16 protein-coding genes are annotated in these 25,985 nt (G+C 49.4%); 9 read left to right on the top strand and 7 right to left on the bottom strand.

Annotated features, from left to right (window positions below):
* The first annotated feature begins 269 nt into the window (after positions 1–269).
* From Pan161_RS03665 to Pan161_RS03650, 4 genes are all read left to right on the top strand, one after another.
* Complete coding sequence (locus Pan161_RS03665; protein ID WP_145224237.1) at positions 270–821, top strand: A24 family peptidase; 552 nt, start codon at positions 270–272, stop codon at positions 819–821.
* A 312-nt stretch (positions 822–1,133) separates the two neighbouring features.
* Positions 1,134–2,183, top strand: a complete 1,050-nt coding sequence (gene cpaB / locus Pan161_RS03660; protein ID WP_145224236.1) for a Flp pilus assembly protein CpaB — start codon at positions 1,134–1,136, stop codon at positions 2,181–2,183.
* Positions 2,184–2,337: 154 nt separating this feature from the next.
* Positions 2,338–4,101 (top strand): type II and III secretion system protein family protein, encoded by a 1,764-nt coding sequence (locus tag Pan161_RS03655; protein WP_145224235.1) that lies wholly within the window; start codon positions 2,338–2,340, stop codon positions 4,099–4,101.
* Between the two features lie 265 nt (positions 4,102–4,366).
* Complete coding sequence (locus tag Pan161_RS03650) at positions 4,367–5,578, top strand: AAA family ATPase (RefSeq protein WP_145224234.1); 1,212 nt, start codon at positions 4,367–4,369, stop codon at positions 5,576–5,578.
* A gap of 18 nt (positions 5,579–5,596) precedes the next feature.
* Here Pan161_RS03650 and Pan161_RS03645 read toward each other — a convergent pair whose 3' ends face one another.
* Both Pan161_RS03645 and Pan161_RS03640 read right to left on the bottom strand, forming a co-directional pair.
* Entirely contained in the window at positions 5,597–5,923 is a 327-nt protein-coding gene (locus Pan161_RS03645; protein WP_145224233.1) for a hypothetical protein, read from the bottom strand.
* Between the two features lie 163 nt (positions 5,924–6,086).
* A complete protein-coding gene (locus Pan161_RS03640; protein ID WP_232103608.1) occupies positions 6,087–6,575 on the bottom strand; it encodes a DinB family protein in 489 nt (162 codons plus the stop codon).
* A gap of 208 nt (positions 6,576–6,783) precedes the next feature.
* Here Pan161_RS03640 and Pan161_RS03635 point away from each other — a divergent pair, with 208 nt between their 5' ends.
* Complete coding sequence (locus Pan161_RS03635; RefSeq protein ID WP_145224232.1) at positions 6,784–8,217, top strand: bifunctional folylpolyglutamate synthase/dihydrofolate synthase; 1,434 nt, start codon at positions 6,784–6,786, stop codon at positions 8,215–8,217.
* A gap of 184 nt (positions 8,218–8,401) precedes the next feature.
* Here Pan161_RS03635 and Pan161_RS03630 read toward each other — a convergent pair whose 3' ends face one another.
* The 3 genes from Pan161_RS03630 to pilM all read right to left on the bottom strand — a co-directional run bounded on the left by Pan161_RS03630 (position 8,402) and on the right by pilM (position 14,597).
* A complete protein-coding gene (locus Pan161_RS03630; RefSeq protein WP_145224231.1) occupies positions 8,402–10,588 on the bottom strand; it encodes a hypothetical protein in 2,187 nt (728 codons plus the stop codon).
* 78 nt (positions 10,589–10,666) lie between these two features.
* A complete protein-coding gene (locus tag Pan161_RS03625) occupies positions 10,667–12,370 on the bottom strand; it encodes a hypothetical protein (RefSeq protein WP_145224230.1) in 1,704 nt (567 codons plus the stop codon).
* Positions 12,371–12,464: 94 nt separating this feature from the next.
* Positions 12,465–14,597, bottom strand: coding sequence for a type IV pilus assembly protein PilM (pilM, locus tag Pan161_RS03620; RefSeq protein WP_145224229.1), 2,133 nt, complete (start codon positions 14,595–14,597; stop codon positions 12,465–12,467).
* Positions 14,598–15,357: 760 nt separating this feature from the next.
* Between pilM and Pan161_RS03615 the strand changes: the two genes are divergently transcribed.
* Positions 15,358–18,267 (top strand): polysaccharide deacetylase family protein, encoded by a 2,910-nt coding sequence (locus Pan161_RS03615; protein WP_145224228.1) that lies wholly within the window; start codon positions 15,358–15,360, stop codon positions 18,265–18,267.
* A complete protein-coding gene (gene cmk, locus Pan161_RS03610; protein WP_145224227.1) occupies positions 18,268–18,921 on the top strand; it encodes a (d)CMP kinase in 654 nt (217 codons plus the stop codon).
* Between the two features lie 28 nt (positions 18,922–18,949).
* On the opposite strand, the gene Pan161_RS03605 is transcribed toward cmk, so the two are convergent.
* On the bottom strand, positions 18,950–20,098 hold the full coding sequence (locus tag Pan161_RS03605; RefSeq protein ID WP_145224226.1) for a hypothetical protein: 1,149 nt from the start codon (positions 20,096–20,098) through the stop codon (positions 18,950–18,952).
* Between the two features lie 438 nt (positions 20,099–20,536).
* Positions 20,537–21,931: a sigma-54-dependent transcriptional regulator gene (locus Pan161_RS03600; protein ID WP_145224225.1), complete on the bottom strand. Its 1,395-nt coding sequence runs from the start codon at positions 21,929–21,931 to the stop codon at positions 20,537–20,539.
* A 1,073-nt stretch (positions 21,932–23,004) separates the two neighbouring features.
* Between Pan161_RS03600 and Pan161_RS03595 the strand changes: the two genes are divergently transcribed.
* Both Pan161_RS03595 and Pan161_RS03590 read left to right on the top strand, forming a co-directional pair.
* Entirely contained in the window at positions 23,005–23,751 is a 747-nt protein-coding gene (locus tag Pan161_RS03595) for a metallophosphoesterase family protein (protein ID WP_145224224.1), read from the top strand.
* A gap of 2 nt (positions 23,752–23,753) precedes the next feature.
* Positions 23,754–25,886 (top strand): YidC/Oxa1 family insertase periplasmic-domain containing protein, encoded by a 2,133-nt coding sequence (locus tag Pan161_RS03590; protein ID WP_145224223.1) that lies wholly within the window; start codon positions 23,754–23,756, stop codon positions 25,884–25,886.
* The last annotated feature ends 99 nt before the right edge of the window (positions 25,887–25,985 follow it).

Genomic DNA, 25,985 nt, shown 5'->3' with positions numbered 1-25,985 from the left:
GATTCGGATTCAAACTCCGGCAGGCACACATTCACATCCAGACAGCGGGCCATTAAAAACCAGAGAAAAATTTAAGATATTCACATCCCCTGCTGAGCCTGTGACCTAAGCTGGATAATAAGAATACAAATCATATCAGGGTAGATCCTGTTGACTATGGTTCGGATGAACTGACAGACGGTCAGACCTGAGTATGACTAACAAGTAATATCCCCAAAGGAATGCTGTAAAACGCATTTCATTAAGACACGATAAGAAAGGCCATATTGATGGATTGGCAACAGTTACTTCTCGAGAATTGGCATGTAAAGTTTGTTTCCATTGTCTTGATTTATGCCGCATACATTGATGGAAAAGAACTGCGTGTTCCCAACTGGATCACCTATCCGATGGTTCTGTCCGGCTTGATTTATATGACCTGGACCGGCGGACTGGCTGGACTGGGTTGGGGACTGCTGGGAATGGTAGTCGGACTGGCTACACTTCTCCCACTGTACAGCGTTGGTGGCATGGGAGCAGGAGACGTTAAATTGATGGCAGGCATCGGTGCCTGGCTGGGCGTCAAAATTACCTTCTATGCCTTCTGCGTAACCACAGTAGTGGGAGCGATCATGGCAGTAGGCATGGTGCTCTATCGCAAGAACTTCTACAAGCATTTGGGGCAGGCCATCATGATTCTTGATGAATGGCGTTCAGTGAAGAACCCACGCGAACTGTCACGCATCGCCAAAGAACGGAAACCGACCATGTTTCTGTTGCCTTATGGTATCCCCATTTGCATCGGATCGATTGCCTATTTCTTCTATGCAGGACTCCTGTAAACCGGAACATGAAATCCTCCCCCTCTGTGAAAACAGGGGGTGTGGGTTGAATGTGGCTTTCGGGATGGCCACGAGAAGCCAAGTGTTACAACCAGAATAAATATTCCAAACGATAAAATCGTTATAAATTGAAGCGAAAGCTCTCGAAGTGCCGATGTTCTCCATGATGACAGAATTTTCTGTTCTGTTCTCCTGTGAAAGCAGATGCATATCAGGTTCGCCATTTCGGAAAACTGGCCTTTAATCCCTTGGGGGACAAGTTGGTTTTCACCAGAGCTTCGTTGATATGTTTCTCTTTGATGGGTGACAGAAATGAAAGTCAAGTCGTTAATGATGTTGGTGATCGCCGTCGGTTGTGGACTGGTTGCGATGTTGGGCGTGAGGCAGATCCTTAATAAGGATGATAATCAGGCAGAGGTGAAAACGGCAAATGTCCTGGTGACGATTGCCGAAATCCCGCCTGGTACTCCTTTGAATGAGTCCAACGTCAAATTCAAATCATGGCCGATTGATCAGGTGCCGGAAGGCTCCGTCACCAAGCTGGAACAATACAAAGACCGCTCCATCAAGACCCGGGCCGTGCCGGGGGAAATCGTGATGAAAGCGAAGCTCAGCGAACAGGGAGTTCGCGGAGCATCAGTCGAAATTCCAGATGGTAAACGGGTCTTCACGACATCAGTGGATATGACGAAGACACATAGCGGTTTAATTCTTCCTGGTGACTTTGTGGACGTATATGTGACTTTCACAGCCCGCAAGCCTGAGGGAGGGATGTCAACGATTACAAAAGTAATTTTGGAACGGGTAAAGATTTTTGCGACGGACCACCTGACAGACGTTGGTGGTACAGAAAGCAACCAGGTGAAATCAAAAAATATTTCGCTGTTACTTTCGCCCCGTGAAGGAGCGATGTTGAAGCTGGCAGAGAAAAAAGGAGAAGTCCACCTCGCATTAAGGGCACAATCTGATTCGACAGATTCAGAAGATGTGCAGTTTGATGATGACGAACTGGCTGAGGTCTTTTCGATTGAAGGCAGTGAGTATCTGAAGGATGGAGAAGTCAGTACACGCGGAGATGTAAAAGACAAAAACGACAAGGAAGTGGCTCAAAAAGAAACAGAGCCTGGATCGGCTAAGCAGTTTCTGGACGAAGAACAGGAACCGCAGCAGATGACTTCGGCTGAAGCAGACGTTGAGCCACTGGAAGAGCCTAAGAAAATGTGGCAGATTGAGATTTATTCCGGAGAAGAAAAAATCGTACAGGAAGTCGAGATTCTGGAAGAGGAAATCGAAGATCAGAAAGCTGCTTTAAAAGATCTGTGGGAAGTGTTTACGACCAAACAGAAGCAGAAAATTAACTGAGATAAGAGACTCCCCTGCTCTCTGACAAAGTACGGGGGATTGATTGCGGGCAGAGAGATTTCTCTCGACAAATTATTGAATGATACCTGTTTAGAGAGTGATTTCAGATCAGATTCTGGAATCACTCAGTAGTAAAAAAATGTAAGGGGCACGGATGCTGGCCTTAAAAAAACACATTAAAGTGAAATGTCTGCCTGTTTTAGTCACATTGGTATGCAGCCTGGTTGCATACGCTCAGGAAGAACAACCCGCGCCTCCCGGTGCGAGCGAACCTGTCGTTCAGGTTTCATCTGAAAAAATGAAGCTGGAAGTGACAGAGAAGTTCTCCAAGATTCTCAAATTTCCTGGTAAGATCAAACGCGTGGATGGATTTGATCCGACCGTTTTGAGTGTCTCTGCTCTCACACCCAACGAACTCCGCATTCAGGCGCTCGTTCCCGGAGTGACGACACTGGTGATTACGGATGAAAATGGCAAAGTCTACACGATGGAGACTTTCGTAAGCGGGGATGCACGCCACCTGCAGGCTTATCTGCGGGAACTGTTTCCCAATTCTTCGGTGACCGCTATTAAAGTTCAGGATTCAGTTGTCTTGCGAGGCTGGGTGACAGAACCGGAAGCGATCACAGAAATGGTGGAAATCGCTGAACAGTTTTTTCCCAACGGCGTGTTAAATCAGATGAAGCTGGCGGGTGTGCAGCAGGTACTGCTCAAAGTCAAAATTATGGAAGTTCAACGATCAAAAATTCGGCAGCTGGGCGTCAACTGGCTGTTCCTGAATCAATCAGGATATGCTTACAGTACGCCCGGGACCCTGGTTCCCATCACTGGTATCAATGTTCCCTTTGGTGGACCACCAGCGCTCACGGCATCGCAGAACCTGATCAGCGGTACGTCACTTGGATTCGGACTGGTTGACGGTTCCAGTATCTTCCAGGCATTTATTGAAGCGTTAAAGAAAGAAGCCCTGCTGAAAATTCTGGCGGAACCGGAACTGGTTACAACCAGCGGTCGCCCGGCTAACCTGCTGTCTGGTGGTGAATTCCCGATCCTGGTCCCTCAAAGTCTGGGTACGGTCACTATTGAATGGCGTGAGTTTGGTGTCAGAATGGAAGCTGTTCCCATAGTCCTGGGAAATGGACGGCTGCGGTTGGAAGTACAACCTGAAGTCAGTGAACGCGACTTTTCCAATGCGGTCCAGGTCGCTGGAACCACTGTTCCCGGCTTGACCGTCCGTCGCGCCAATACTGCTGTTGAAATGAACTTTGGCGAAACCATGGTCATCGCCGGTTTGATTTCCAGTCGTAAAACAGCGGAGACATCCAAGACCCCTTTCCTGGGAGAACTGCCTATTGTCGGAGCTGCATTCCGTCGGGTCAGATATACCGAAGGAGAAACGGAACTGGTCATTATGGTGACTCCGGAACTGGTTTCCCCATTGAAGTCTGGCCAGGTTCCACCTGGAGGCCCCGGCCTGTTTACGGCAACTCCGACAGATCGCGAGTTGTATCTGGATGGTGTGCTGGAAGTGCCCAGCTATGGGGATAACTGCCCTGACTGTCAGTATTCCATTCCCGGCCCCATCAGTCCTGAATCAATGATGGCTCCCGATAATGTACTACCGCCAGCATCGGCATCTCAAGTGCCTCCTGTTCCGGCGGCTCCTACCATTCGCTCAGAAGTGATCCGGAAACCATCGCTCTCTCCGGAAAATATGAAAGCATTACAGGAGCATGAAAAAATACAGAAGGCGTCACCCCGCCCGGCTACAGCCGCCAAGGTGCCCGATCTCTCTAATCCGAAACAGAATGATTGGAAAGCAAAATCAAAAACACCTGAACCGAGAGTAAAAGCGAAGGCACCCACTTTGAGTTCTCCGACGAGCAATCAACCGGGATTGATTGGACCGGGAAATTAGACTGTGTCCCGTTTTACTGTAGCGTCTCCAAGGCCATTTGGACCAAGTATATGAGACTGCAAGACGCTATGTTTCACTGTGATGCGCTCTAGAATGCAAGCCGCTTCAAATGAGTGTTTTACGGGCAGGATTTGAACGGGAGTGTACGGAAGAGTGGTGAAAATCAACAGGAACCTCTTTGAAAAGATTCAAAGAGTGCGTCTTCAAGTTCGATAATATTTAAATACAGTAGAAACAGTTAACCCCAAGCAGAAGTGATCAACGAATGAGTGGAGTTGTCCGGCTTTCGATTATCGATCCCAATGAAGCAACTCGCAATGAGCTGAAAAACATGCTGATTGGCGTGGATATGGTCTGGCTCGAAGCAGAGTGCAGTCGCTATGAATTTTTCACAGAGGTCGTTTCTCAGACGCAACCTGACATCGCGCTGATTTCGCTGGATGCCAATCCTGAAATGGCTTTAAGTCTGATTGCCCAGGTCACACGCGATTTACCGAGCTGCAATGTGATCGTCGTCAGCAGTTCCCAGGAAGGCAGTCTGATTTTAAAGGCCATGCGAAATGGCGCCAAAGAATTCCTGGGATTCCCCCTGGTTCTGGAAGATTTTCTGTCTGCATTAAATCGCATTCAGATTACCTCAGGTAAATCAGAAGGGGAACATAATGCCCCCCGTTCCAGTCAGGTCATTACTGTTGCTGGCGTGAGTGGTGGTGTTGGTTGTACTTCTCTGGCGATCAACCTGGCCTGCTGCCTGGCAAGCCATGAACGCAACAGTGTAGCGGTGATCGATTTGGATCTGGCCCTGGGCGATACCGATGTCTGGCTGGATATCATTCCGGATTACACAATTCAGGATGTCGCCGAAAATATTGCGAGACTGGATTACTCACTGCTGAAACGTTCGTTAACCAAACATGCCTGTGGGGCGTTTCTGTTGCCCCGTCCCGTGCAGATGGACATGTCGATGCAGATCACGACGGAAGTACTCCGCCGTATTATTGCCCTGCTGAGAGCAACGTTCACGCATCTCGTGATTGATGTCAGTAAGTCTTATAACAGTCTCGACCTGGCAGCGATGGAATTATCGGACACCGTTCTGTTGACTGCGCAACTGGATTTACCCTGCCTGCGAAATGTGGTTCGGCTTTCCCAGTATTTTGATACCAACGAACATATCGCAGAGAAAATCAAAGTGGTGATGAATCGTCTGGGACTGGAAGATACTCAGATCAGTGTGAATAAGGCGCTGGAAACGATTGGGCGCGAAATTTTCTGTCAGATTCCCAATGATTATGCGACGATGGTCGAGTCCCGCAATAACGGTATTCCATTGGTAATGCAGGCACCCAAAGCAAAACTCACCAGAACTATTATGGGTCTGGCTGGGAGCGTGAGTGGGGAAGCAGTCGCATCCCAGGATGATTCCGTTTCCCGGAAAAAGAAGAGCCTGTTTGGTTTTTTGAATCATTCCAAATAACGGCTGCAGATCGGTACTTCAGGCATCCAGGTCGAGGTGCGTCCCCAGATTGCCTTCTGCATCGGGGTGATGTGTGGTGTGATCTTCCTGCTCTTCCGTTTCGCTGTGAGCCTCCTGCCCGGTTTCTTCTTCCTGTCCTAACGGCATCCGGCCATCAGCATCACGATCGCCTGATGCATCGGGATCTCCCACATCATGTAGCTGCTGATCAGTCATCGTTTTTTTATCGATGGACATATTCTGCGCCGCCGCCTCGGCTTTTTGCTTGTCGACACTGGCGTCACTCCGTTGCGCACCGGCGAAGGAGCTATTAATGTTGAGGGCACCGGGGTTGATCGAACTCATGGGGACAGATCCTCCATCTGATTTGAAACAGTCTCAACATCAGCTAGAACGTCTGGAGCGGTTGACTCAAATTGATTAACAGGCGTAATTTGAGTAGATCCTGAAAAAATGTCAATAGAAATTCGATGTTCCCCCGTTTCCAGGCAGTTTTACCAATAATTGGCTATTGTGCTGCTTTCCAGGAATTCAGTGTCAGATGCGCCTGTCCCTGATGATGAGTTTCATGCCAGCAAAGAACTTTTAAAGCCATCTCATTCGTCCAGCCTCGTTCCTGCAGAGCTTCCGGTACCAGTTCCAGATCTGCTTCCGGGATCAGCTGAATCGTCTCCAGAAGGTTCGCTCGTGACTGACTCAATGTGTTTTGTATGACATCCAGCGAGGGGATCTCATCTCCCGCAGTACTTCCCTTCTGGTACAGGGGAAACAAGTCTGACAGGTTGGAATCTGTTTTTCGCAGGCGATCTGTGGCAAATAGCTCTTCCGTCACTGCAATATGCATGATCTGCCAGGCGATATGGGCTCTGCCGGGGCCTGGCCGAAATGACAGGACAGATTGAGGATCGGACAGTGTGCTGATCTCATCAACAGTTTTGAGTGTCATAATCCGGTTGAAATTCAGCAGTTCCCTGATGGTGGCAATCTGAATGCTCATGTTTTCTGTGTACCTTTGGAGCTCGAATGTGGCTGGTAGTTGTAAAATTCTTTCTTAGATCATATACCTCACAGTCTACTTCCGAAAAGTGCGTGACTATAATATCCGAAAGATCACCGCTATACTCGGCCGTTTTGACTGTCATGCTGATCAAGACAGTTAACAGGATGTATGTTTTTTCAGTTATATGATAAGGAAACTGCCTGGCATGGGAGTCTCGGCAGAGAAGTACCAGCAGAGTCTGGACTTTCTATTTGGTCGTCTCAATTATGAACGGATGGGGAGTAGCAAATACTCCACCAGTGATTTCAAATTGGGAAGGATGCAGGAGTTATTGGATTCCCTGGGAAATCCGCAACTCCAGGTCCCTACGATCCATATCGCAGGAACCAAAGGAAAAGGTTCCACTTCCGTGATGATCGCGGAAATGCTTTCTGCTGCCGGATTTCGTACGGGATTATTCACTTCACCGCATATCACCTGCTACGAAGAACGGATTCTGATCGATGGGCAGCAGATCGAGCGGGAGCAACTGGTCGAACTGGTGTCGGAACTGATTCAGGTTGTAGAGCAACTCGACCTGAAGCCTGGCAATCTGAGCCCCACATTTTTTGAATTGACGACCGCGCTGGCCTGGATGCATTTTCAAACGCAGCACGTGGACTTTGCAGTGATGGAAGTGGGTCTGGGAGGGCGACTGGATTCCACAAATGTCTGTGCCCCATTGGCATCTGTTGTTACCAATATCAGCTATGACCATACGGCACTGCTGGGAAATACCATTGAGCAGATCACGCGTGAAAAAGCAGGAATTATCAAACAGGGGGTCCCTGTTTTCAGTGGTGTGACACAACCGGAGGCGCTGGCAGTTCTGGAAGAGGTCTGCCAGGATAAACAGGCTCCTCTGTATCTGTTAAATCGAGATTTTAATCGATTGGTTGAGCCACATCAGAGTGTCAAACTAGAGCAGACGGATGACTCCAGCCTGCTGCCAGACAAAAAGCAGCAGAATATTCAGGTGAGAACTCCGTGGTCCCTGATTGATCAGATGCCGGTGACACTTCTGGGAACTCATCAGCTGGTCAATGCTACTCTGGCTGTAACCGTGATTGACTATTTACGCCAGCAGGGAATTCCTCTGGAGGACGGGCAGATGCGTCAGGGAATGTCGTGTCTGAAATGGCCGGCCCGGATTGAACTGGTACAGAAAACCCCTCCAGTCATTATTGATACGGCACATAATGGCGCTTCCATTGAAGCGCTGGTTGAAACACTTGCTGCCAGTTTTCCACAATCTAATAGAATACTGATCTTCGCTGCAACAAAAGATAAAGACGTCGGGCAAATGCTGGGAATACTTCTCTCCCATTTTCAGACGGTCGTCCTTACGCAGTACCTCTCGAATCCCCGCCGTATTCCGGTGGAAGAGTTAGTGGATCTCACCCGTGAGACTCAGAAATTAACAGGGAATACATCTCAGCTCATCTTCACAGACAGTCCTGAGGCGGCATGGTCGCGCGCGAAAGAAGTTCTGACTTCGGATTCTCTGGTTTGTGTCACTGGTTCATTCTTTATCGCAGCAGAATTACGTGAGTTGCTGCTGGGAACAACTGATGAAGTTCTGGTGGCAGAGTCCTGCTGATCTGATGAGATGATGCTGTAGCGTGTCATTCAGAATGCCGGTCAGATCGGGTAGTAGATCTGTCAGGCACAGAAAAAGTTCGGTTCGAACAATTCCTCCCCTTCCAAAAAAAGGAGGGGCAAAAACAGAGGGGTGAGACTTTGGAACGTCTCACCCCTCTTGAAAATTCGATTGCTGTTTTCTATCAGGGTCCCAGGCGGATCGGATTCTTTTTCCGTTTGTTTTTCTTACCGCGAGTGTTGGGGCCCATCCCCATCATTTCGGCTTCCATACCTTCAAATGCACTCACGCCTTCCATCCCGATATCAAATCCGTCGGTAGGGGCAGCGGTGCGTGCTTCGGTCGCTTCCTTGACCCAGGTTAAACTGTTGCGTTCACGATCAAATTTCTTTTTGACATCTGCGTATGAACTGGAAACAGCAGGTGGAAGCGATTTTTTCAGGTTACCGAAATTATCAACGATGACTGCTTCCGGTTCGATTGGCAGACGCCCGCGTGTTCTGGCAGGCAGGTTCAGGTCAGGATGATCTTCCGGTCGAATCGAAGGAGCGGGAATTGCATCGACCAGGTAATTCTGGGTATCAAATTGGACAGTTGCCTTCTCATCATATTTTTCTTTGGCCACATCATACAGTTCAGCAACCTGCTCGCCGCCGATTTCATCACCAATATAAGTTTTTAAGACAGACTGAATCGTGGTACCCGTTTTAGGGTACCACTGGTAGATTTCAAAGTTCGCCATGGTCCCTGCGATACCACGGGGAGGACGTACGCTTTGCAGGTAAAAGTGCACATCTTCCTCAGCAGTCACTGCTGCAGTTTCATTACTCCAGGGAGTCGTGCGAATTTCACCTTCGGCAACTGCCGGCAGAACCACTTCATCAAGGGGACGCTGGAAATTGGGGTTACGGACAACCAGTCGCACGCGGTATTTATAAGTCTCACCTGGGTTCAGGTCAAAATCGAAGTACCGGAACAGAAGCAGACGGCCAGCGGCGGTCACATTTGCTTTCAGCTTCTGGATCAGTTTCTTCTCATCCATGGGTTCTCCTGAACCGCCGGCACGTTCCTGTACCATGGAATTAGCCATCCCCTGCATGACGGATTCCATTTCGCTGGCTCCTCCTCCGCCGTACATCAACTCACTCCGCATTCCACGCATATCAAGCTGCAATGTGGAGAACCCTCTCTGTTTTTCTTTGAAGACTTTTTCATTTGAATGAGTTTTTTTGTACTGATCCAGAATGCGTTGATTGAACTCGAGTTCCTGTTCGATTTCTTCCTGGCTCAAAGTAAAGTTTTCCACGCGAGGATGTGTGGCAACTTTCGACCAGAAGCCGGCAATACGACTGATAAGCGGCATCGTAAAGACACGGTCTGTAATCCCGCTGTTGACGACTTCGGGATCAAAGTCAGCACTTTCCTTCAATATCTCAATAGACGTTTCAATGTCCACATCTTTCCATTCTCCTGCCCAGGGATCATCTCCGGGGAGGGCTGTTTTGCGTTGTAACTGAAAGTCGAGAAACTCCAGGATTTTTCCGGTCTGCATATTCTGGAAAGAGAAGGCGTCGCCTAAAGAACGTTCGAGTTTATCCTGCTGGGTTGCCAGGTCAAAGACACCGCGTACCGCGACAAACCTTAACCCCCGCCCTTCCCGGGTAGGACCAGACATGCCCATGCCACCTTCCATTCCCATACCGCCGGGAAGTCCTGCAGCGAAATCATCCGGATTAGCAAAACCAGGGTCCATCCCACCCGGTTCACCAGCCACCATCGCTTCTGATTCACCAGGTATCCCACCAAATGTCAGGCCAGCCATGGCAGAGCCACCAGGGCCACCCATACCACCGCCCATACCTGTGGTACGGCGTTTGAAGGCATCGTACTCTGGTTTATCCGGTTTTGCTTTCTCAGCTTCTGCTGAGTTCGTTTCTTCACTGCCTTCCAGAGTCGCACTAACAGGACGGGTATGCATGATTACGCGGTCATAGGTGGCAACCAGATCTTCCACAGTCAGCCAGTCGACTTCTTTGGCTTTTGCTTTTTTCGCATAGATGGGCCAGGAGAGCTTGGTGGTAAACATATAGGGAGTGACTTCCAGCGGTTTATTCATCAACTGTGCCACTTTTTGTCGCAGATCATCTTCCTTCAGATATTCCTTGCGTTTTTCTTCAGGCCATTGGCTGTTGCTCACCTGAGTCTCTGCTGTGGCAACCTTCTGTTCTAATTCAGCAGGAGTCCGTTTTTCAGTTGTCCACTGAGAGGTAAAGATGACGAAAACCACAAACAATGCAATGAAACCCAGAGCGATCTTTTCGCCATGCGTGATTGCAAATTCCTTGTAATTCATTCCTTTAAGGTTGGACATCAGGTTTTTCACGGGACTATCTCCGATAAGTGAAAATGTTACAGGAGCTGCTTAGCTGCAGCGTCGAGTAAAAGTGTATTATGGTTTAACCGGTTCTGCTGGCTTTGATTCAGCCGCAGGGGGTTGTGTTGTATCACTGGGTGTGGAATCGGCAGCCGGTGCAGGTGTTGCCGGTTCCGCTGGTGTCGTGGTATTACCACCACTCTGAGGTGGCGTATTTTCCGAAGTGGTTGCCGCCGGTTGTGCCGGGTTGGCAGGATTCTCACCTGCAGCCGCTGGTTCTGAACCATCGGCTGGTGTTGTAGATGCTGCCGCGTCAGTTGGTTCTGCACCAGCCTGAGGTTGTTCTGTGTTTTCGGCGACCACTTCTCCTTCGGGGGGAACATAGGGTTTATAAAGCGTCATCAGACCTGCGATTGTGACAACAGCCAGTTCAGGATCATTTAGAGCTGAATCGAGCAGGCTCTTGTTTTCCTGTCCCTGAAGGTTCCCGGCACCGCCTACACCCATATCGGATTCGAATCCGGGACCGCCTGACCGATTAAATCCTCCGCCACCCCCAGTAAAGTCAGATTCGGAGCCAAAGCCACCTGCTCCTCTGGACGTGCCTCCGCGTCGCCCCATCCCTCCACCAGTACTGGCGGCGATCGGGTTCATAGAGTCATCGAACAGGTCAGCGCGTTGCACACGTATGATTTTTGTCGGCCAAGGCATACTGCTCAATTGGGCCAGCAGATTGGGGAGTTTAGAAGACTGGATCGTGGCTTTGAGATAAAAGGCTCTTGTTTTGTAGGGCAGCTCTTCTTCTTCGTTATAATAGCGTTTGAGTTTTTGTGAATTCTGTCCTCCCATGCCTCCACCGAAACCACCACCCAGAGCTTCGTCCATCGGCATTTCAGAACCGCCATCGCCACCGCCGCCGGAATTATCAACGTCATTTCCAAATATTTTCACGAGGTCCATATCGACGTCGATCGATAAGGATCCATCTTTCCCGTCAGCCATGCCCCCCATACCGCCGCCACTGCCACCACCGCCGCCGAACATACCGCCGCCACCAGCGCCTCCCATTTCGCCATCCATGCCCATGCCGCCATCTCCGGCGGGAGCACTACCGTCATCGCCGACAGTACCGCCTCGCAGTTCCAGGACGGAAATCTGGCGTACTGGGGATTCGCTGATATTGGCAGCGCCGCTCTCTTCGTTGACTTTGGCGATGGCTTTGAGAATGGATGTGACCAGCCAGACGTCTTCCTGAGCATTCCACATATCCTCCGAAGTCGGAGAAACGGTTTCCCATTTATCTAACGGGACATGTGGAATGATGTTGGGGTCGAGATCGACCAGTCCTTTACCATCTTCCAGGTTGTAGGGGTTTGCCAGTTTGTGGGCACGGAGAATTTCAAATTTGTAGGCAGAACGGTACAGGTTGCGGGGTTTAATCGAAATTTCACCACGATAAGGAGTCTCTGTCATGAATGTCGCGATGTCAGGTGGCCAGACGAATAATTCCTTTTGCTTCTCCCACAGATATCTGGTTGACTCGGCATTGTATTTTCGTTTTTCCTCATTGATCTGCTTGAGGGCAGTCGACCAGGTTTGATTCGGAGGATTAGAAGGGACCTGCGCATCCGTAAAGGCCTGGTCAATCGAAGACTGTCGTTCTTCGATTTCTTTTGCCAGACTGCCGGTTGCCATACTCCAGCCAATGACAGGCAGAAGTAATGCGATAAACAGGATGATCCAGAATTTATGAACAATCAGAGGTTTTAATTTGTCCATCGGGGTGTCCTCTTTTCTCCGAAGAGATGAAATACTTTATGATTTTCAGGTACTAACTAGAATCTCTTTAACTATTAAAATGGTATCGTTCGGCTCAGCCTGCTTCTGCCGTTGTTTCTTCACCTTCAGTTGCAGGTGCTTCCGGAGGATTCTCCTGCCGTTCCAGTACCGGAATAGGTTTCCAGACAAACTCGAGTGTGAATTGAGTGCGTTGCAGATTAATTGGTTTTGATACTTTTTCAGGTCGATTGGCACCAATGCGGGGACGGCCAACGCCTCCCCCCAGGCCGCCGCCAAAAGCACTTTCATCACCGGGCAAAGCTCCTGCTCCGCCGCCCAGGCCACCAAAGCCGCCTGGCCTTCCCCCCAATCGCATTCCTTCTCCCCCCTGCTGCATGTTACGTGGGCGACCATGAGGATAGAATTCAAAGGGGTCACGCCTATCCTTAATGACGACCGGATGAGTGATACCCATTTTCCGGACATCAACGGGATTGGAGCCCGGGTTTTTCATCGTCCAGGACTGCAGGTTTTTCAGCAGGGTCTCGTGGACGTACAAGACACCGACATCTGTCGTTCTTTTGGACTCATCATTATGATAATGCACACCATTTAATGTGAAGATATATCCTTCGCCTTCAGGGGGAGTCTCCTGATCGATTTTAGGAAGCAGTGACTTTGCCTGAGGAGAGAGTTTCTGGAACCAGGTGCCCAGATCCTTCTCATGTCTGACAGTAATTCCGGGAAGTTTGATCCGGTTTCGTTTTTCAATCTGTTCGTTGTCGATCTCATCACCGACATCGCGCGGCAGACATTCGTCAATGGCTTTGTAGATTTCCAGCCAGTCCGCGCGACTGTCCAGGTTCCAGACGAGTTTATTCCCCTTTTCGATCAGGCTGGTGTATTCCGTCTCTTCACCTTTATAGGCTGAATCATAGCCGCCGACCTTATCCTTCAGGCTCTTGACTTTTGTTTCAACTGTCCCAAACCGCGCTTCGCTGACAGAGTTGGCGACATTGCTGTAACCGACTGCGGAAATACACAGTCCGACCATCAGGGCAGCAGCTGCAACCACGGCCCAGGGCTTTTTACGCCGGATTTTGCGGGCGGTCGCAATTTCGGGGGGCAACAGAGTCGTACGGATGGTTGTCTGCTGCAACGCCTGCAACGCGATTCCATAAGGTACGGTAAACGTGAGAATGTTGTCCTGGAACAAGGGCTCATTCAGAACGGCATCACCGACGAGGCCCTGAAAGTCATCCAGACGCTCCACTTCGTACTGCAGGTTCTGTTGCAGGAATTTCTGCAGCCCTGCCAGTTTGAAACCGTTACCGGTACCATATACTTTTGAGATTTTGGCGTCACGGTTGACACTCGAGAAGTAACCGATGGAACGCTGGATTTCAGAAACGTACTCGTTGAAAACCGGCCGCAGTGCCTGAAAGACAGCACGGGGATCTTCAGAACGGGTCGCATTGCATTTGAGGTGTTCGGCTTTCGCGAACGTCAGCTTCATCTCTTTTGTCAAAGCGCGAGTAAAGTGGTTACCACCAATGGGGACGTTACGAATCCAGATTTTATTACCATTGGTCACCATGAGTGTGGTACTGTCAGCACCCATATCGACGACAATAGCAGATTCTTCCGGGTTGCCTTCAAATTCCTGGCCGACCCGCATTCCCAGGGAGTCATAGCAAAGTGTGTTATATAGTCCCAGCGGCGCAATCTGGATCAGTTCTACTTCAATTTTGCGCTGCAGGAACGGTTGCAGTGAATGCAGCACCTGGTCGCGTTTCATGGCGAAGATACCGACCTCGGCATCCAGCATGTAGCCACTCTCTTCAATGCCACCGCCGAGAGGCTGGTAATCCCAGATCACGTCTTCCAGCGCGAAAGGAATCTGCTGCTTGGCCTCGTATTTCACAATCTCCGGAACCCGGTTGGATTGAACGGGTGGCAACTGAATGAAGCGCGCCAATGAAGTCTGGCCGGGGACACTGATGGCAATCAGGTCGCCATTGGTTTCGTTGCGGGACAGGAACGTGTCCAGAGCCTGACCGATCAGTTCATCGGGAACGGCGTCAGGCTGGCTGAGAATTTTCGGGTGTGGAATATAATCGAAGGCAACCGCAATCACCTGATCGGCGGCTTCTGCATACCGCAGCCGAATGGCTTTGAGGCCTGCCTGGCCAATTTCAATCCCCCAAACAGCTTGATTTTCTGCCATGTGTCTGGTTACTCCTGCTTTCCGGACCTGAGGAAACCACTGGTCGTCAGATTGAACCGGAATGTAATAAGAAAATATTTTACGAGGTGAAACTCTGCCGGCTGAGAGAGCTTTATCAACAGGCAGAAATGTATCAGATCTATTCAGTTTCAGTCAGGATAGGCTCGGGAATGAATTGAGAAATTATAATTCCCTAACATAAGGCTATCACAGGATTTCCTATAAAGTCAATGAAATAACTGATGTTTGAAAACGACTTCATGAAAATTAATACAAACCGTTATAATCAATGCCACCAGATGTAGCGAGGAATGACGATCGTGGAACGTCAAAACGTCAGTATGTGATTGCTTTCACCCGATTGGACGGTGCATGAATTACAGGAGTTCCCGATAACTTGATTATTACTACGAATTTATCAGTTTTTTTGCTGGAACTGCGCTGCATGTTTTCAAGTTATCTGTAATTTCAGTAGTGTGATGCCACGTTCTTAACTATTGATTTCAGTGTGAGTTAGCCTGTCATTTCTCTTTTAGTCGACACTGAGGCATGCAGCGCTATAGATACTTGGCAATTGTTTGCTTATGCTAGTCTGTGTCCAGTTTTACTGTAGCGTCTCCAGATACATTTGGACCGAGTATACTTGAATCTGAGACATGATGGGTTGAATGTGAAGCGACTGGGATTCAGTCGGAAGTAATGACTGCCTGAACGCTGCCCCCCATTGAGTTCAGTTAATTATGTAAAGCATTGTGATTCAATGACATACAATGATATTGTTGTACTGATTCCCTGTCATAGCCTTGATGATTTTCCAACGGAACTGGATGAAAAAGAGGCAGAGAGTCTGCTAAATGCATTTGCCGTGGCCTGGCACCCGGAACTGTTGGCATCCTCGCGTGTCATTCCCAGCTGGCATCGATCCGATGAACCTCCCCAGTTTCTGGCAGACCGCCTGCTGCTTGTTCCCAAAACCTCTGAAGACTGGCTCCCTTACGGCTGGATTGAAGAAGCAGAAGCAAATGGTGCGACCGTCGTCAGCGGGAAAATTCACCGGGAAGAAATGACAGAAGCCGCGCTACTACCCCTTCGTTCAGCGGAAGAAGGAGCGGAAACGACCCAGAAAATCGAATTATCCAGCGATCTGGTCGCTGATTTTTATGCGCTGGGGTCCTGTTATATCCAACTCGAACTCTTAACGCGCTGCATGCATCATTTCAGCAGTCTGGATGAAGCGACGATTCAACGGGAAGCCATCGCGGCTGCCGATGCCGTCCTGGCAGATGATAATGAGGCGGCGCGCGCTCATCTCAAAGCCTGTTTTGAAGTGTTACTCGAAAACCGTGAGCGGTTTTATCCGATCGACTGTTATCTGATTGATCTGTGTCTGCTGACTCCGGAATGGGCGAATGAATCTTTAAAGCAGTCGATTGTAGATGAGCGTCCATTGAACATTCTGGTCAGCGGCGATGATCTGGAAACAATTGCCAGTCAGAATTCTGAGCTCATCTCGCTGTTAACCAAAAGTTGTCAGGATCGCGAGAGCGAAGTGATCGGTGGCGAGCAGGATCAGATATCAACACCCGTTGTCCCTGTGGAATCTGTGATCTGGCAGTTACAGTCGGGTACGAAAACCGCTCAGAAATTAATCGGGATGACGCCGACGACGTGGGCGCGACGCCGCTTCGGGCTGGCTTCTGTTCTGCCGATGCTGTTACATCGATTTGGATTTCATTCCGCTTTACATCTGGTGCTGGATGACGGAATCTATCCCGATTACGAACAGAGTAAAATTCACTGGGAAGGAGCAGACGGGACGATCCTGGATGCATTTTCCCGAATTCCCATGTCGGCAGAGGGCGCTGCCGGTTATCTGCGATTTCCCCAGAGAATGGCGGAATCGATGGAGGAAGATCAGGTAGGCGCGTTAATGTTCGCTCACTGGCCTGATGTGAAATCACCTTTTTTTGAAGACTTTAAACGCATCCATCATTATGCGCCCGTACTGGGCAGCTTTGTGCTTCTCAATGATTTTTTTCAGAACACAGAATCTTCGGGACGGCATTCATCCTACGATGCACGGGAATATCTATCCCCCTTTCTGAGCCAGCTGGTTGCGATGCGCAAGCCGGATCCTCTCAGTCGTTTTATCAATCATTTTGCCCGTCATGATGAGTTCACCGCAGGGCGCTGGTTCCATACGGTAGCACGTGCCATCTATGGAAAACCGGTGGAAGATGAATCGCTGCTGAAGGTAGAACGGGATATTGAACGCGGGCATCCTGATGCAGACGAGGAAGCAACGCAGCATGCAATTGAGGCACTGCAGGGGTTCTGTGATGAAGGTGTCGCACAACTCGCAAAGATCGTTCTACAAGGCGCAGAACAGCATCAGAGTGGTGTTCTGTTGTTAAATTCCCTGTCATTCTCGCGGCGTGTGGTTGTGGATCTGCCTGATTTTCCCCACGAACCAATAGCTCATCCAGCCGTCAAAACAACACAATTTGATGAAACTCGAAAACAGGCCGTCGTGGAGCTTCCCGCTGCCGGATTTGTCTGGCTGCAACCAGGTCAGATCCCTGCTGCACCACTCAAAAGCAGTGTACCCATCGCAGAACCGCTCCTGCTGCGGAATGAATATTTTGAAGTACATATCCACGAAGAAACCGGTGGGATTGCACAGATTAAAGAATACGGCCGCAAGCCAAATCGACTGAGCCAGCAACTGGCGTATCGCTTTCCCTATCAACGTAATATTTCCACTCCCGGAGCGTTAGGTGACTGGGATACGAAAACTCCTTACTCGGCGATGCGCGCTGTGAATGTAGAACTCACCTGCGCAGGTCCGGGGATGGGGGAGATCGTGACAACCGGAGAAATTTACGACCAGGTCAGTGATACGACACTGGCCACTTTTCGGCAGACATTTCAACTCTGGCGTGGACGCCCGATCCTGGATGTGAAAATCGAACTGGATGTGCACACACTTCCTGATGGTAATCCCTGGGATCATTATTATGCAGTCCGTTTTGCCTGGGGAGACAGTACGGCTTCGCTCACCCGGTCTCTGCTGGAAAGCGCACATGCTTTCCAGGGAGAACGATTTGAAGGCCCGCATTACTTTGAAATTGCGGAGGGAGAAGAACGGGTCACGATCTTGAATCATGGTTTACCTTTTCATCGGAAAACCGGTCCCCGCATGCTAGACAGTATGCTGATCGTGGAAGGCGAAACAAAACGAGAGTTTCAGTTCTCGATTGCCATCAATCAGAACTTCCCCATGCAGATCGCGCGGAATGTGATGGTGCCAGCGGGAAATTATTCGAGTCTGGTCGGTCCTCCCCGCATGGGAGATCAGGGGTGGCTGTTCCATGTCTCTGTGAGCAACGTTCAGATTACTCGCGTCATGGATCTGCAGGAATCTGTCCACGAAGCGTCCCCTGATTCGTCGGGAAAAAAATCAGGATTTGCCGTGCGTCTGATTGAAACCGAAGGGATTCACCGCTCTGTTAAACTCAGATGTTTCAAGTCTCCCGTGAGTGCCCGACAGCGCGATTTTCATGGTAAGACAATCGTCGAACTGCCTGTCGAAGAGGATGCCGTTCTGGTGGAAATGTCACCTTACGAAATCGCAGAAATCGAAATCATATTTCAGGAAACAGTTTCATAAATGATCGTGACGATTGATGGTCCCGCAGGCTCCGGGAAAAGTACTGCCGCAAAGGGCCTGGCTGACAGACTGGGTTTTGAATTCCTGGATACCGGTGCCATGTACCGCTGTGTTGCCTGGGCCGTAATTGAAAAACAGGTCGACCCGACTGATGAAACTGCAGTGGTACGCGTCAGCCAGCAGATTCAGATTACATTCTCTGATGCCCATGTGCTGGTAAATGATAAAGAGGTTACGGGGCTGATTCGGACCCCGGAAGTCACAGAGGTAGCCTCAGTGGTGGCTCAATATCCGGGGGTGCGCGAAGAACTGGTTCGGCTGCAGCGCGATGCTGCCTCTGGAATCGATATTGTCAGTGAAGGCCGCGATCAGGGGACCGTGGTATTTCCGGATGCCTTCTGCAAATTTTTTCTGGTCGCAGATCCCCAGGAGCGGGCGCGGCGCAGGCATGAAGAACTGCAGGCGGAAGGCAAAGACGTCACGGTCGATGAAATTCTAGAGCAGATTTATCAACGCGATCAACGGGATGAACAGCGCGACGTCGCCCCGTTGAAGGCGGCAGACGACGCGCTGGAAATCAATACTTCGATTCTCACAATAGATGAAGTGTTAGATCAGCTCGAACAGACGGTTCGTGAGCGAATCAGTTCTTGATCACGCTAACCTTCGTGCGTGCTCCCGATTAGAACTGCAGTGTCAGTGTAACTGTCGTCCGGCTGTCCAGCAGATCTTTTCTGTTCGAGATGGGAAATTCCCAGACACCGGCAACCGACAGGCATGAATTGAGCCGGTAGTTGGCACCGACTGCAGTCGTCACCACATTATTCCCCGCCACACTGGATGAACCCAGATTGATCCAGTCTCCCCCTTCGATGCTTAACGGGAGAGCCTGACCGCTCTTGGTATAAACAATCCCATTGAGTTCCGCGACTGCAGAAAGTTTGCTGGTAACAGGATGATCGTAGTGGATGCTGTAATAGATGGACTGTGATTCTTCGGCAGTATCGCCTGGTAGATGATAGCCGGAGGATGCGATCAGGTGACCGCTGCCGATCTGTTTACCGATGGAGACATAAGGAGTCCAGACACCATCACCATTCCCCTGGAAAACGCGAGAACTGCCGTTGGTTGCTTCATAGATCAGTCCACCAGATAAGAGGAACTGATTTTCCACATCCCGGATCAGAACATACTTCAGTCCCAGCCCGATGTCGGACCAGCCGGTTCGGTTTCCGACACCACGCGTCTGCAGCGTGTTGTAACCGTCTTTGACGGCAATGATCGAAAGTCGTTCGTTCAAGGCAATTCCCAGTTGTAGTGCGTAAACCTGCAGGTCCCCTGCCCCCAGCACGGGGGTCTGGGCATCGATCATCTGATTGATGAAGATGCCTCTTACATAAGTCAGAGAACGGGGGTCAATCGACCAGACCGGATTACTGACTGGCATCACGAAGTCATCAAAGCAGTGGTCACTGGGAAATTTATTGAGTAACGGAATACGGTCACAAAGTGTGCAGGCTTTGCAGTCATACGGCGCACAACTGCAGACCGGAGTCTGACAGGTACATGTGGCGCAGTTGCATCCAGAACCAGAGGGACACACAGCTGGCTGTTCAGCGGGCGCTGTGATCAGCAGGTCCTCCGTTTGAGTGGGAGGAGCCAGATCTGTAGAAGGTTGTACCAGGGGAGGTGCCGGAGCCGCTTCCAGGTCAATGACACCTTCCGCAAACACTTGCTCCAATGTTTGAGGCGGATGAGCTTCATTCGCAATGATTGCTGACGAACTGAGATGAAATACAAACAAGCTCAGCAGAAGTAGCGAAATTCTCATAGTGCCCCCTGGAAGAAATAAGACGATAAAGTCCAATATTGTCGTTGAGTCAGAGATCTTATTTTTATCTCTCTGGATGTATCGACTATCATCATTTCGAAGAATAGGTATATGAAATAAAGTTTATTTGTTTTGTGGAATTGCATGGAAATGCTGTAGGCAGCAATTGTTCCTGTTACATAAAAAAAGCACGTCTGAATGACGTGCTTTTTAAAAGGCAGATTTACATTGGCACTGTAATATCAGTGTTTAATGAGGCTTAGCATCATTTGACCAGTTCCATTTTATGTTGAGTCTTAGTGACTCTAGATCGCATCACATTTGACCATAGCGTCTCTCAATCGATTATACTCGGTCCAAATAGACCTGGAGACGCTATACAAAAACTGGACATCGTCCAGGGAACGGTTGCTAAGTGAATGCAACCGTCTTCTCTGTTTAGTGCATCAACTGCTTTTCGAAATCGATATCGTACTTTTTCATCTTCTTGTATAGCGTGGTCCGGTTGATCCCCAGCGCTTTCGATGTATTCTGTCGGTTCCAGCCATTCGCTTCCAGAGCTTCAATAATAATCTGACGTTCGGGATTAGCCAGCGCGGTTTTCAATGAACCATTGCTCAAGCGATTTTCCGAAGAGAGTGAGTAAGATTGTTCCTGGCGAATCTGTTCCGGCAGGTCGTGCATGCGAATATAGTCACCTTTTGTCAATACGACGCAACGTTCAACAACGTTGATCAATTCGCGCACATTACCCGGCCATGAGTATTTCAGCATAGCCTGTGTTGCGGAAGCATCAAATCCGTTGATTGATTTTCCGATCTGTTCGTTATAGACCTTCAGGTAGTGTTCAATCAGCAGCGGTATATCGCTGATTCGTTCCCGCAAAGCGGGTTGTGTGAGGGTGATGACATTGATCCGGTAATAGAGGTCCTGTCTGAACTCCCCTTTGGCCACCATTTCTTCCAGGTTCTGGTTGGTAGCAAGAATCAGACGAATGTCGACAGAATGAGTGACGTTGTCACCGACGGCTTCAAATTCCCGATCCTGTAAGACCCGTAGCAGCTTTACCTGCAGGCTCGGCGATGCAGTTGCAATTTCGTCCAGGAACAGCGTTCCGCCATCTGCTTGAAGAAACTTACCGATCTTGTCGTGAGAGGCTCCGGTAAACGACCCGGCTTTATGTCCAAACAGTTCACTTTCCAGTAAGGAATCGGGCAGCGCACCACAGGCGACTTCGACGAACGGTTGTTTGCAGCGGTCGCTCAACTGGTGGATCGCACGGGCGGTCATCGTTTTTCCAGTACCGTTTTCTCCCAGAACGAGTACGGTGGTACGCGTATCAGCCACACTTTCAATCAGGTCAAACATTTTCTGCATTTTGTAGTCTTGGCCGACGATGTTCGAGAGACCAAATCGTTGATCAAGTTGTGCCTTGAGCGATTTATTCTCTTCGACCACTTTGCGCTGATCCAGGCAGCGTTCGATCGTCAGGCTGAGTTCTTCGTCAATGACAGGTTTGGTCAGATATTCAAACGCACCCAGGCGGATTGCTTCGACGGCGCTCTCAATGGTTCCATAACCGGTGAGCATGATGACCGCAGTATCCGGTGCATTGTCTTTCACCCATTCAAGCAGATGGAAACCATCCTGATCAGGCAAGTTCACGTCACAGACAACGACCTGAAAGGGAAATTCCTTTAAGCGCTCAATAGCATCCAGGCAACTGAGAGAAGTTTCGGTGCGATGCCCGAGGCTTCTCAGGTAATCTGCCATCGCTTCCAGAATATATTGATCGTCATCGACTACCAGTAAGGAACCAGAGTTTGTCTTCATTGAATTATGTCTCGCCAAAGTGTGCATGTTAGCTGTAATCGTCGTACAACTGTGTCTTGGGTAAAATACAGCCAGTCGATAGCTGAATTTACAATCTGAATTGAAAATCTGTGTAACTGCCCGGTGGGAAATCAATCCATGATCTCGGCCGAACGAACTGCTGGATAAATCAGACCTCGTTACAGATGAGGTTCAGACCCAGACTTTCATGTCAGACAAAGTTGTCACCGGATCGGTGATGAAATCACCTGATGATGAAACTGGGAGTCAAACATAATGAAGGGATATTCAAACATAGATCACAGGTTTCAATCGGGCAACATGCGAAAGCGTCTCGCTGTTGTTTTACCGAATCAGTGGTGTGGAAAATCTCAGACGATGCATTTCAGGGTGTGTTTTTATGAACACGTTCTGTACCCTGTTAATCTTCACGATTGAGGATTGAAACGGTATTTCCGATTCTCCCGTCTTGTGAACTGGGCGTTACAACGGCCTGTAAGGCATAGAATCCCTCAGATTGACAGAGAACGTATAACTGATACATTCACAGGCAAGTTCTCACGTTTACCAGATTTATCTACTTTTAGATTAAATCAAGGCAGTGTCTGATGAGGGTAAAATCCTACGAAAATGAGTTTTTTCCGGTTTTCGTTGCGGAATCCGTTTGCTGACTTTGAAATTCAGCTTAGAGCAGGTTGTTTCCACTAAGGAATACCGATTGAGAACGAATGATAACTGTAAACACAGCCTTGAGATGGTGCGCTTGTACTGCTACTATTGGGGCTTACGTGGAAAAAATCCAGACTGTCAGTAGGCAGGTCGGTTGGTCTTGGCATGACAATTTCAGCGTTCGACTGGCTCTATTCACCGTTCCTACTGCAGAGAACACGAGCGAAGTTTGCAGTTGGTTCGGAAATGGTCTGTATTGTCGTGGCGAGTGACCAGACGATCTTTCCGATAAACAGGGTATTAATTTCCTGAAGATAGCCTCTCGTATCAGGCTCCTCAAAAGATAACAGCCGAGGAAGGCCTCCGTCAGGTACTGTCCCGGTCAAGAAAGTGGGAGTTGTCCGTTGTTAAGAGCGATAATAAGTGATATTCACGGTAATCTCGAAGCGCTGCAGGCGGTTCTGGCAGATATTGACAGCCGTGAGATCAGTGAAATTTATTGCCTGGGCGATATTATCGGCTACGGCCCGAATCCGCGCGAATGTATCGACCTGGTGCGAAAACGTTGTCTGAAGTCATTGCTGGGTAACCATGATCAGGCAGCCTTATTTGATCCGGAAGGCTTCAATGCAGGCGCTGAACGTGCTATCTTCTGGACGCGACGCATGCTGGAAACGGGCGATGCCTCGAAGAATCAGGATCGCTGGGATTTTCTGGGCGAACTGCCTCGAATGATTCGCGAAGAGAATATGTTGTTTGTGCATGGTTCTGCACGGAATCCATTGAATGAATATGTATTTCCGGAAGATATCTACAATCAGCGTAAAATGGAGCGGATTTTTGGTCTGGTCGACCAGTTCTGCTTTCAGGGGCACACACATATTCCCGGGATCTTCACAGAAAGTATGAATTTTCTTGCTCCGGATGAAATAGATTACGTTTACCCCTTTGGCCAGGAAAAATTTCTGGTGAATGTAGGTTCGGTCGGCCAGCCGCGCGATGCAGATAATCGTTCTTCCTATGTGATCATTGATGATGAGAAAGTCAATTTCTGCCGCGTCGATTATGACTTTAATACGACTGCTGAAAAGATTTACGATATTCCTGATTTAGATAACTTCTTAGGCGACCGCCTGCGGGATGGTCGATAACAATGGAACAAAAACGTCTCTTACTATTTGTCACACTGTCAGCATCAATGATATTTGTCTGGCAGCTGTTTATCTTCCCTAAACTCGCCCCTCCCCAGCCCGTAGTACAAAAAGCGGTCGAGAAGGATGCCAAAGAACCTCAGGCTGCCGATGCGCCTGTGGTGGCGAAAAAACCAGGGCAATTGGGGGATGAAATAATAGCCGAACAGAAGCCGGTTCCCCCCAAAGCGGACCTGCTGAAGAATCCTCACCGTACGATTCTCCTGGGGTCACTGGACCCAGACTCCGGCTATTTTCTGCAGACGAAAATTTCGACCCAGGGCGCATCACTGGTCGAGGCACACCTGAATGACCCCCTGTACCGCGATCTGAAAGATCCCAGACAACCGCTGAAAATTCTGGATGAGTTTAAAGCCGGCAAAGACTTCAAACGCAGCCTGGACCTGGATGTTGAACAACTGGATGCCAAGCTGGCCGCGTTAAACACAGACTGTCACTCAGCCAACTGGAAAATTCTGGAACTGGTAAAAGATCCCGAGGATGCCAAAATCATTCAGGCAGTTCGTCTGAGTCTGACGGCCCCGGATGGCAGTATTGAAGTTCAAAAGAAATTTGAACTCAAGAAATATCCGGTTCCAGAGGGACAGGATTCTCCTGAATTTCGTGAGTTTCGCGACACCGATCAGGCGGGGTACATGGTCCACTTTGATATCAAAGTGATCAACCACAGCCAGGCAAAACAGAACCTGGAGTATCAACTGCTGGGACCGATTGGGATTCCACTGGAAAATGCCGAAAATACACGGAAATTCCGAGACCTGCGCATTGGATTTCTGCAGGATGATAAGAGCGTCGAGACCGAAATATTTACAGCTCCAGACATTATTGAAAATGTGAATGCGCAACAGGTCGAGAAGTACAGTCGTGCATTTCAATTTGCCGGCGTGGATATTCAGTACTTCGCTGCCCTGCTGACGCCCGATGGAAAAAACTACGATCCCCAGCTGATTAACGGCGAAATGGAGTCCAACTATTCTGCCAGTATTGAGCCGGTTTTGATTCAGCATGATGTGAGACTGGAAACACAGAGCCGGATCACGGTCAAAGTCAATTCGAGAGATCTGGATCTGGCACCGGGTGCTGATATCACACACAGCTATGCGATGTATACCGGTCCCAAACGGGAATCCCTGCTGGGACCGCCACTCAATGCAACCGAAATTATGGACCTGGGTATTTTCGGGCCGGTTGCCAAGCTGATGCTCTGGCTGCTGACCACCCTGCATGGCTTTGGGTTGTCATATGGAGTCGCCATTATTGGTCTCACAATCCTTGTACGTGGCAGCTTGTATCCACTTTCTCGCAAACAGGCTATTGGTGCCCAGAAGATGAAAGAGCTGCAGCCACAGATTGCTGAGCTCAAAAAGAAATATGCGGACGATAAAGAAAAACTCGGCCGGGCGCAAATGGAGTTATTCAGTAAGAATAATTACAACCCGCTGGCCGGCTGTCTGCCGATCTTCATGCAGTTACCGATCTTCTTCGGCTTATATACGGCGTTAAATAATGCCGTTCAGCTGCGGGGCACCCCCTTCCTGTGGGTCGATAACCTGGCGGCACCCGATGCCCTGTTTCAAATGCCATTTAACATCCCCTTCCTGGGAAACCAGTTCAATCTGCTGCCCATAGTAACTGTAGGGTTGTTTGTAATGCAGCAGAAACTGTTCATGCCCCCGCCAACCGATAAAGATCAGGAACTCCAGCACAAGATCATGAACTATATGATGATCGGGATGGGATTCATGTTTTATCATGTTCCCGCTGGTCTGTGTGTGTACTTCATCGCATCCAGCCTGTGGGGAATCTGTGAGCGAAAGCTGCTGGACTATCAGTCCAAACGGCGTCCATCGACGGTTGTGGGAACCGATCCCAATGTGATCGAAGTCGAAGCCAAATCGAATAAAAAAAATCAGAACAGAAAAGATAAGACGGAAGAGCCACCCGCCAAAAAAGGCTGGTTTGCCCGTCTTCAGGAAATCGCAGATCAGGCGCAAGAGCAGGCAGCGTTGAATGAGCGGAAACAGGAGAATTCTCGAGACCGCGGACCGGGGAAAAAGTCTAAAAAACGCCGATAACCTGAGTCTGGATTCAGGGAGCAGGTCTGTTTGGTTTTCTGTGGACCGAGACGTTTTACTACGAAGCTGCTCCCGTAATGTTTCTTTATGAGATTCAGT

This window comes from Gimesia algae (genome assembly GCF_007746795.1).
GTDB classification, from domain to species: domain Bacteria; phylum Planctomycetota; class Planctomycetia; order Planctomycetales; family Planctomycetaceae; genus Gimesia; species Gimesia algae.
The sequence above is the reverse complement of the archived record's forward strand: the minus strand, read 5'-3'. Positions and strand labels throughout refer to the sequence as shown.